Origin of the sequence: Bacteroides oleiciplenus YIT 12058, from assembly GCF_000315485.1 — a bacterium.
In the GTDB taxonomy this organism is placed as follows: domain Bacteria; phylum Bacteroidota; class Bacteroidia; order Bacteroidales; family Bacteroidaceae; genus Bacteroides; species Bacteroides oleiciplenus.
In genome coordinates this window covers 346,967-353,635 of the sequence record NZ_JH992944.1, presented here as the reverse complement: position 1 = coordinate 353,635, position 6,669 = coordinate 346,967, and the positions used below count along the sequence as shown (strand labels likewise).

Here is a 6,669-nt window from a genome sequence, read left to right as displayed (position 1 = left end):
AATTTGATAAACTGATCGACAAAAACATCAATCAGACGAACAGGGTTCTCACAAGAGATATAAGAATCTAAAGACTCGGGAAGAGTCAGTTGATTACGATCAAAAGGTTGAATATAGCCCATAAAATTAATCCTATTGTTATCAAAGCAAAGATATAAAATCCTTTTTATACAATATGTCAAAGAACACTTGATTCTTACTTTTTACACAACCTCCCGGGAGGAGGAGAATTGAGATAGTGCTGTTTATCATTTGCCTCATTACTAATCACTAATCACTAAACGCTAATCACTAATCACTTTTGTTCCTTTCTGCACAGATTTGAGTCAAATGACTTCAGCAAGGCAAAGATGTACTTACAGCTTATTGAACGTATTCAGAAAGCTTGGGGAACACGCTCGGAAAGCTTACCGAATGCGTTCGAAAAGCTTATGGAACAAACCGTTCATATATAGACAGATATGGATTACCTTCTTTTACCTTATAAGTACATGGTTGTTTCCTCCCATGGTGATTCTATTTACCCCAAATGGCAACTTCATTTACACGCCGAGGTAAAGGCCGTTACATGCCGTGGTAAAGAGCGTTACAATAGGTGGTAAAGGTCGTTACATACGGCGGTAAATGCTTTTACATTGTGAGGTAAATTGTATGTAAATGCTATCTGCTGATAATCAACAAACTAAGCAGATGCATTGGCAAGGATGATTCATTCCTGAGCGGTTTAGAACCCAATAAACGAGCACAAAGCACCGAATCTTATTTTCGGTCAGGATGCTGTCCAGACTTCTTTTATTGCCTAATCAGATTTTCTTCATTGCCTACATTTTCTTCGTTCCACTATAGTGGAACGCAAAAAGAATGCCTAATGGGCTATGTTCTGATAGGCAGGTGGTGAAATAAAGAATGCCTTTAGGACGCATTCCCGAATAGAGGTAGTAGGTGGATTGATTCTTTTTTGACATCTTATAGAATACGGAAAACATTGCTGTCTTTGTATTGTTAAGAACAGAAAGCCGTCTCGCCTTTGCCGTCCTTTGCGTGGAGTGTGCTGCCAAACGGCTGGGCTGCGCTGTAGGAGGATGGAACTGCAACGAAAGCAAGGCTGAGAGTGGGGGGATTATACCCCCATGCACTCCCGGTAGAAGTCGAACATTTCAAAAATGGTATCCTTGTCCGTTGTCTGGTTGAGGCTGATGTCGCCTACCTCTTTCAGCAAGGTGAAGTTGATGACGCCGGCACTGTTCTTCTTGTCATGCTTCATCAGTTCGTAAAGCTGGTCATACTGCTTGCAGTTGAAGGCGAAGCCCCCGTAGTTCTCTTTGATGAACTGAATGGTCTGTCGCATCTTCTCCTTCGGGAAACCGACCTTTATATAAGAAAGGTATAGTTCGCAAACGATTCCCCACGCAACGGCATAACCGTGCAGCACGGGACGTCCTTCGGCAAGGGCGAGGCTTTCAAACGCATGTCCTACGGTATGCCCCAGGTTCAGCGCCTTGCGGATGCCATGTTCCAGCGGGTCTTGTTCCACAATATCCTCTTTCACCTGTACGGAACGGCCTACCATTGACTTCAATGCGGCGTAATCTATCTTTTCAGTATCGAAAGCCAGCAGTTCCGCCATATGTTCAGGGGTGCTGATAAGTCCGTGTTTCAACATTTCGGCATAACCGGAGAAGAAGTTGTGTGCATCGAGGCTGCGCAAGAACTCCGTTTCGAGGAGCACCGAGGCGGCAGGGGCGAAGACGCCGATTTCATTCTTCAGTCCGTTGAAGTTGATGCCCGTTTTACCTCCCACAGAAGCATCCACCATTGCCAGCAGCGTAGTGGGGACATTGATATAAGCGATACCTCTCTTGAAGCTGGAAGCGGCAAAACCACCCAGGTCGGTCACCATGCCGCCGCCTAGGTTGATGAGCAATGAATGACGGGTGGCGCCTTGTTCGCTCAGGGCTTGCCACACCGAAGCCAGTGTTTCCAGATTCTTATGAACGTCTTCGGCGCCGATAATGATTTCTGTAGCTTCTTTTAGTGCCGGGATGCCACTGAGTTGCGGCAGGCAGAGGCGGTGGGTGTGCTCGTCGGTCAGGATGAAGAGCTTGTCATGGGGACATTTCCCGATGGCGTTTGTCAGGCTGCTTTCCAGTTCCTCGCAGAGGATTACTTCTTGTTTACTCATGATGTATTTGTCTTTTTTAGTTCCGCAAAGATAATGCAAATCGAGTACAGAACTTTCATGCTTGCATGAAAAAGTTATGCCGAGATGCAGCTTATCTTCTTTGAAAGATAGGATTTCTCTCTGAAAGAAGTATCTTTGCAGACAACAAAACTTACCACTTCCATAAACGTATAACTTATAATTCTTAAATAAAATGAAAGCATTGTTACCGGTATATTGCCGTTTATTAGGATATTTTGTGATTGCTCTGGCGTTGTTCATTCCGATAATGCTCTATGTAATGGGGAAAATGACGGATGCCAACCTGCTGTTCTATAAAGAGTGTTCCAAGTTGTTGATGATGCTGGGGGCACTGATGACTATCTTTGCCCTGACGAAGGACGAAAGCAAAAAAACAGAAGAGATACGCAACAAGGCCACGCGCAATGCCATATTTCTGACTGTGCTGTTCATCTTCGGTGGCATGCTTTATCGACTGGCGAAAGGAGATATTATGAGTGTGGACACTTCCTCTTTTCTGATATTCCTGATACTGAATATTCTTTGTCTGGAATTTGGTATAAAGAAAGCGCGGGTTGATGGGTTATTTAAGCGCGAACGTCGATAATTAGAATCTTTTATTTAATCCTCATTAAACTTTTTAATGGAAAGCTTGTCAAATGAAGCAGTGTAAAAACAGACATTTTGTTTCATAAAAAACAGGCGCATGAAAAAAGTAATCATCGGAACAGTGTTATTGCTGACAACAACGCTTTCCGTTTTCTCTCAGACTAAAAACATTACGGTGGCGGGACGTGTCATTGAAGACGACACGAAAGAGCCCGCCGTACAAGCCACAGTACAGTTGCTTTCGTTGCCGGATAGTGCATTTGCAGCAGGCATCGCAACTACGCAACAGGGATATTTCACTCTCCCTAAAGTACAAGCCGGGAAATATGTATTGAAGGTTTCCTATATCGGCTTTCAGCCCACAATGCTTCCCTTGCAATTGTCGGCTCAAACTCCCAATAAGAATGTAGGCACGCTGTCGTTGAAGACGGATGCCGTGATGCTGGCAGAAGCGGTGGTTACCGCAGAAGCGCCGCAGGTGCAGGTGGTAGAAGATACTTTGGTGTACAATTCTACTGCTTACCGTACGCCGGAAGGCGCCATGCTCGAAGAGTTGGTGAAGAAACTCCCCGGTGCCGAGATTGATGATGATGGCAACGTGAAAATCAATGGTAAGGATCTGAAGAAGATTATGGTGGACGGAAAAGAGTTCTTCGGCGGAGACGTAAAGACGGGCTTGAAGAATCTACCGGTGGAGATGATTGATAAGTTGAAGACGTATGACAAACAGTCTGACCTGGCGAGAATCACGGGTATTGACGACGGTGAAGAAGAAACGGTGCTCGACCTGACGGTGAAGAAAGGAATGAACCGTGGATGGTTTGGTAATGCTGATGCTGCCGTGGGTACTGAAGATCGCTATGCAGCACGTTTAAACGTAAACCACTTTGTGGATAAGACGCAGGTCACTCTTATCGGTTCTACCAATAACGTGAACAATCAGGGTTTTTCCGGTGGTGGTGGCGGCCCGCGCTGGCGACGTAACAATGGTTTGAATGCTCCAAAAGAACTGGGCATCAGTTTTGCTACCGAGAAAAAGAAGATAGAGTTGGGAGGAAGTGCCCAGTACAATTATAATGATGCTGACATTGCCAATGTCAATTCATCCGAACGTTTCTTGCAGAACGGTAATTCATATTCCAACTCCAACTCACTCAACCGGAACAAGAATTCTACGTTCAGAGCTGATTTTCGTTTGGAGTGGAAGCCGGATTCAATGACGAACATCATCTTCCGTCCTAACTTCTCTTATGGAAAGACGGATAATGCTTCAAGTTCATTGACGGGAACCTTCAATGCAGACCCGTTCAGCTTGGTTGCTAACCCAAATGATTATCTTGATTTCGATGCGATAAGCACCGGAGACCCGTTGAAGGATATTCGTGTGAATGCTACGAACAGCGGTACGCTTTCTGACAGCAAGAGTGTTTCTACCGATGCAACGTTGCAAATTAACCGTAAACTGAATGACAAAGGGCGTAATATTACGTTCCGCGGACGCTTCGGCTATGGTGATAATGACAATAACCAGTACACGGAGTCCATGACGCGTTACTATCAGATTCCTACCAATCCGGATTCTACTTTGATTCGTAACCAGTATATCACTACTCCGACGAATGACTATAATTATAGTGCGCAGATCACTTATAGCGAACCTATTGCACGGGCTACTTTCCTGCAATTCAGCTATCAGTTCCAGTATAAATATAGTGAGAGTGACAAGACAACGTATGATTTGTACAAAATCAATCCGGAATGGGGACTTGGCGAACCGTTGCCCGTAGGTTATCAAAACCATGCCGTGGATAGTCTGGGTAAATATGCCGAGTACAGATACTATAATCATGATGCTTCCGTATCATTGCGTTTCATCCGTGAGAAGTATCAGTTGAGTGCCGGAATGTCTTTCCAGCCGCAGAGTTCCAAACTTTCTTATAAGAAGGGAGATTATATGATTGATACCACCCGTTCTGTATTCAATTTTGCCCCGAATATTGATTTCCGCTACCGCTTCTCCAAAGTAAGCCAGTTGCGCTTCAATTATCGTGGGCGTACAGGACAGCCAAGTATGGAGAATCTGTTGCCGATTGTAGACAACTCCAATCCGCTGAATATCCGTGTCGGTAATCCGGGCTTGAAGCCTTCCTTCACGCACTCCATGCGTTTGTTCTATAATACGTATAATGCGGAACTCCAACGGGGAATCATGACGCATGCCAGTTTCTCGGCTACACAGAACAGCATTAGTAACAGTACCGAATATAATGAAGAAACCGGTGGACGTACCACAACCCCAAAGAATATCAATGGCAACTGGAGTGCGTTTGGTATGTTCGGTTTCAATACGGCATTGAAGAATAAGAAGTATACTATTAATTCATTCTCCAACATCAACTATCAGAACAATGTGGCGTACTTATACAATCAAGAGAACAAGGCTGATGATAAGAATACGACAACAGGCCTGACATTGAGCGAGCGTCTGAATGGTTCTTACCGTAATGACTGGTTTGAATTCGGACTGAATGGATCTATTTCTTATACTTCCGAGCGTAACAAACTGCGTCCGGACAATAATCAGGAACCTTATACTTTCTCTTATGGTGCCAATACCCAGTTGATGGCTCCCTGGAACATGACTTTCACCACGAACATTGCCAATCAGAGCCGCCGTGGTTATACGGATGCAAGCATGAACCGCAACGAGTTGATCTGGAATGCACAACTTTCGCAAACCTTCCTGAAAGGTGCGGCTACCGTTAGCTTTGAGGTGTATGACATTCTGAAACAGCAAAGTAATATCAGCCGTTCGTTGACGGCGGATGGTCGTTCGGTTTCCGAGTATAATGGTATCAATAGCTACTGCATGGTGCACTTCATCTATCGCTTGAATATCTTTGGTGGCAAATCTGCCCGTGAAGGTAACAGAGGTGGATTTGGTGGCCCCGGTGGTCCTGGCGGACGTCCCGGTGGTTTCGGTGGTGGACGTCGTTTCTAAAGTTCCCTAACCAGTTATTATATGTATTGCCATTTTAAGGCAAAAGGGGTGTGTCATATGCGTGGCACAACCCTTTTTTAATTTCAAATGATGCAATCTTCGGTTTATTTGCCTGCGTAGAAACAGAAACCGACGTGGAGTTCTACTCCGATATTGCGGGGGGAAACCAGTTTTTGATCCTCTTGGAAAATATACCTAAAGAGGTCTTTGGGAAACTCCTTATCAATAGGAAGGAAACCGTATTCAGCACCAATACCTGCAAAGAAACGTTTATATTTGAAATCTACTCCAAGGCTTAATCCAATATCCAGGCGTTTCAGCCCTCCGTCTTTACTGAATGTCTTATGTGATTCTTTTCCTTGCTCAAGCGAAGTGTTTGGGCTCCCTTCAGTGAGGTCATCGGTGTTGATAGATTCTGAAGTAGCAAGCAACCAGTTGAGGCTACTTTTTCCCCCAATGCCATAGGCGATATACGGACCTGCACTGAATTGTAGCCCGCACTGGCTATCGAATGGCAAATAGAAAGCCATCTTAAGGGGAATTTGGAGGTAAAGAGCATTTATTTTTGAGTTAAAAGAACAGTGATATAGTTTTTCTAATCCGGTTACGGACGGGACATGGAGAATCTGAGTTGCTCCTTCATCAAAAGAATAACTCCTGTTCAAAAATTGGAGTCCCGTTTGTAACGACCATGTCCGGTTAATCGGGAATTCAACTCCTAAACCGAAGCGATATCCAAAGTTCGCATTGTAATTCTCGTTCTTGGTGATACCGGTTAATCCGGTTCCGGCTTGTACGTTAATCTTTACTTGTGAGTAACAGATGCTCGTGGATAAACCCAATAGAAGGGCGATTAGCAGTTGCCTTTTCATATTTT

The 6,669-nt window shown here is 44.6% G+C and carries 4 protein-coding genes; 2 read left to right on the top strand and 2 right to left on the bottom strand.

All coding sequences use genetic code 11. The annotated features are described in order from the left end of the window. Positions 1-1,120: 1,120 nt before the first annotated feature. Positions 1,121-2,182, bottom strand: a complete 1,062-nt coding sequence (gene aroB / locus HMPREF9447_RS21080; protein WP_009131816.1) for a 3-dehydroquinate synthase — start codon at positions 2,180-2,182, stop codon at positions 1,121-1,123. A 193-nt stretch (positions 2,183-2,375) separates the two neighbouring features. On the opposite strand from aroB, the gene HMPREF9447_RS21075 reads away from it, so the two are divergent. Both HMPREF9447_RS21075 and HMPREF9447_RS21070 read left to right on the top strand, forming a co-directional pair. Continuing rightward, a complete protein-coding gene (locus HMPREF9447_RS21075) occupies positions 2,376-2,789 on the top strand; it encodes a hypothetical protein (protein WP_009131815.1) in 414 nt (137 codons plus the stop codon). 99 nt (positions 2,790-2,888) lie between these two features. After that, positions 2,889-5,792 carry a TonB-dependent receptor gene (locus HMPREF9447_RS21070; protein WP_009131814.1) on the top strand — a complete coding sequence of 968 codons (2,904 nt, stop codon included), beginning with the start codon at positions 2,889-2,891 and terminating at the stop codon, positions 5,790-5,792. Positions 5,793-5,896: 104 nt separating this feature from the next. On the opposite strand, the gene HMPREF9447_RS21065 is transcribed toward HMPREF9447_RS21070, so the two are convergent. Then, entirely contained in the window at positions 5,897-6,664 is a 768-nt protein-coding gene (locus HMPREF9447_RS21065) for a porin family protein (RefSeq protein ID WP_009131813.1), read from the bottom strand. Positions 6,665-6,669: the final 5 nt, after the last annotated feature.

Coding starts and splice junctions, on each gene's coding strand:
- HMPREF9447_RS21070 (WP_009131814.1), top strand. CDS start 2,889: ATGAAAAAAGTAATCATCGGAACAGTGTTATTGCTGACAACAACGCTT.
- aroB (WP_009131816.1), bottom strand. CDS start 2,182: ATGAGTAAACAAGAAGTAATCCTCTGCGAGGAACTGGAAAGCAGCCTG.
- HMPREF9447_RS21065 (WP_009131813.1), bottom strand. CDS start 6,664: ATGAAAAGGCAACTGCTAATCGCCCTTCTATTGGGTTTATCCACGAGC.
- HMPREF9447_RS21075 (WP_009131815.1), top strand. CDS start 2,376: ATGAAAGCATTGTTACCGGTATATTGCCGTTTATTAGGATATTTTGTG.